Here is a 3,370-nt window from a genome sequence, read left to right on the forward strand (position 1 = left end):
AGTTCCGGGAGACGCGGTTCGAGGGCGACGCCTCGTTCCGCGGGGCCGAGTTCCACGGCGGCGCGCGGGTCCGGGCCGACGACCTGCGCTTCACGGACGCGACGTTCGAGAGCGACGTGAGCTTCGAGCGTGCGGCGTTCCGGTCGGCCACGTTCGAGCGCGTCGCGGTCGGCGGGGACGCCGACTTCGACGAGGCGGTGTTCGACGGGGATCTGCTACTGACGGGCGCGTCGTTCGACGGCGCGCTCGTGTTCGCCGAGGCCCGGTGTAACGCCGACGTGGCGCTGGACGAGGTGGCCGTCGGCGGGGTCGCGAACTTCGAGGGCGTCGAGTTCCGGGGCGACGACAACGCCCGCGACGACGACGTGACGTTCGCCGACACCACGTTCGAGGCCGACGCCACGTTCGAGAACGGCGCCTTCGAGTACGCGGAGTTCTCCGGCGCCGTCTTCGGCGGCGACGCCGTCTTCCAGAACGTCCGGTTCGGGCAGGACACGTACTTCGAGGGCGTCGAGTTCCGGGGCGACGTGGACCTGAACGAGACGCGCTACGGGGAGGACGCCTCCTTCGAGGGGGCGACGTTCGCGGGCGAGGTCTGCTTCCGCGGCGCGGAGTTCCACGGCGGCGACAACGTCGAGGAGGACGACGTGCGATTCGTCGACGCCGTCTTCGAGAGCCACGTCGACTACGAGGGCGCACAGTTCCGCTACGTCGATTTCTCGGGCGCAGTGTTCCACGCGGCGGCGGACTTCGAGGACACCGTCTACGAGGCGGGTGCCGTGTTCGAGTCGGTCCGGTTCGACGCCGGCGTCTGGTTCACCGAGGCGCGGTTCCGTAACGACGCCTCCTTCGAGGCGCTGACCGTCCGGGGCGACTGGGACGGCGACGAGGTCTGGTACACGGAGTCGCCGCCGGAGGGGAGGAGCCGCGATCCCGAGGCGTGCTTCCGCGGCGCGGAGTTCCACGGCGGCGACAACGTCGAGGAGGACGACGTGCGATTCGTCGACGCCGAGTTCGCGGTGCCGGCGACGTTCCACCGCGGCCAGTTCCGGTCGGCGAACTTCGAGGGCGTCGAGTTCGACGCGCCGCTCGACTGCTCGTTCGCCGAGTTCGACCGCCACCTCAGCTTCCGCGACGCCCGATTCGGCGCCAGCGCCGACTTCGACGAGGTCAGCTACGACAGCGACGTCTGTGTCGCCGGCGCGACCTTCGAGGGGCCTGCACGGTTTCGGGGGAGCGAGTTCACAGGCGGCGCCTACACCGTCGAGGACGCCGACTTCGAGGGGGTGACGTTCCGGGACGACGCGACGTTCAGCTACACCGAGTTCAGACAGGCCAGCTTCGCCGACGCCACGTTCGACGGCGCCACCGACTTCACGGAGACGGCGTTCTCGGACACCGTGACGTTCGAGGGCGCGACGTTCGCCGGGCCGGCCAACTTCGCCGAGGCGACGTTCGAGCGGTCGCTCGACGCCTCCGGGACCGCGTTCGGCGACGACGCTCGTTTCATGAAGGCGGTGTTCGAGGACGAGACCACGTTCGAGGGCGCGCGGTTCGAGGGGCCGGCCGACTTCGCCGCCACCGAGTTTCTGGCGACGGCGAACATGCACGAGGACGACGCCAACTTCCGTGCGGCGGTGTTCGAGGCCGAGGCGAATTTCGCCCAGAGCCGCTTCGAGCACGCGACGTTCACCCGGACGACGTTCGACGCCGGCGCGACGTTCAGTCACGTCGTGTTCAACGGGTCGGCGACGTTCCGGCCCCGGACCAGCGACGGCGACGCGACGCTGCTCTCGTTCGACCGCGCAGTGGTCGGCGGCGGGGTGCTCGGCCAGACCGACGACAGCGTCGCGTTCTACGACTTCACCGGCGGCGAGATCGACGACGTTCGCCTCGACGACAGCCACTGTGCGTACCCGCTGTTCGACCACTTCCGGTTCTGTAACACCGACTTCGTCGGCTTCGACTTCAGCGCCCACAAGGCCCACCTCGCACGGAACAACTGGGTGCTCCACGAGTTCGCCGCCGACGCGTCGCTGCTGCCCGAGGGCGAGACGGCGACGATCACGGACCCGGCGACGCTCGAGAACACGTACATGAAGGCCAAGAAGTGCGCGAAGGCCGACGGCGACACCAAAGCCGCCGCGGAGTTCTTCCTCCGGGAGATGACCTACCGGCGGAAGAAACACTGGCACGTGGCCTTCGGGAGCGACGACGGCGACGACACGCGCTCCCGCCGGGACGTGGACGTGGCGACCATCGCGAGCGACCTGAACGACCGGACCCGGATCACGACGCGGCTCAAGGCGTTCGGCAAGTGGGCGGGCAACACCACCCTCTACCAGACGTGTGGCTACGGCGAGCGCCTCTGGCGGATCGTCTACATCTCCACGATCGCCGTCGTGTTCTGGGGGATTCTCTACACCCTCACCGCGAGCACGGCGACGGAGACGGGGACGCTCCAGGGGATCGACGACGCCGGCCACCTCGCATCGGTCGACGGCCTGTTCGTCATCGCGGAGAACCTCTACTTCTCGACGGCGACGTTCATCACCCTCGAGTACGTCGGCTCGCCGTCCAGCGAGCTCACCCGCTGGCTCGCGAGTCTGGAGGCGTACTTCGGCGCGCTGCTGATCGCACTCGTCGTGTTCGTCCTCGGCCGGCGCGTGGCCCGGTAGTCAGACCAGTTCGGCGAGCAACGGCGCGACCGAGACCGCCGACACGTCGCGCTCGACCGTGTCCGTGCCCCAGATCCCGGCCAGCCCGGCCCGTTCGAGCTTCGTCCGCGCGTTGCCGACCAGCAGCGGGTGGACGCAGACGACGAACGCTCGCCCCACCTCGCGGCCGTGGAGCGCGTCGATCGCCTCGCTCATCGTCGACCCCGTGGCGACGATGTCGTCGACGAGCACCACGTCCCGACCGGCCACGTCGGCGTTCCCCGGCGAGATGTCGACCTCGCCGGTGTCGTAGTCGCGCTCCTTCTCGAAGTAGTCCGCGTCGCCGGCGCCGTAGGCGTCCCGGGCGCGCTCGGCGATCGCGATCGCCCCCTCGTCGGGCGCGACGAACACCGGGTCAGCGAGGTCGTCGGGTAGCGGTTCGGCCAGCCGCGGGGCCGCCTCGACGGTCTCGCAGGGCACGTCGAAGCAGTCGGCCACGTCCGGTTCGTGGGGCGAGACGAGCAGCACGCGGTCGGTGCCGGTCGAGATCGCGCGGGCCACCGCGCGGGCGGAGACGGGCTGGCCCGGCGTGAACGCCTCGTCCTGCCGGCCGTACCCCATGTACGGGACTACCGTCGTCACCTCGGTCGCGCCCGCCTCGCGGGCGGCGTCCTGCAGTTGGAGCAGTTCGAGGTGGGCGTCGCTCGTGAGCG

At 69.9% G+C, this 3,370-nt stretch carries 2 protein-coding genes; one reads left to right on the top strand and one right to left on the bottom strand.

Features of this window, described 5'->3' with window-relative positions; translation table 11 throughout:
• A partial coding sequence (locus ACFR9S_RS11145; protein ID WP_379818669.1) for a pentapeptide repeat-containing protein occupies window positions 1-2,678 on the top strand: 2,678 nt, incomplete at its 5' end.
• Here the strand turns inward: ACFR9S_RS11145 and prs are convergent.
• The coding region (gene prs, locus ACFR9S_RS11150; RefSeq protein WP_379818670.1) for a ribose-phosphate diphosphokinase at window positions 2,679-3,370 on the bottom strand (692 nt) is incomplete at its 5' end.

The organism is Halolamina salina, assembly GCF_042678005.1.
Taxonomy (GTDB): domain Archaea; phylum Halobacteriota; class Halobacteria; order Halobacteriales; family Haloferacaceae; genus Halolamina; species Halolamina salina.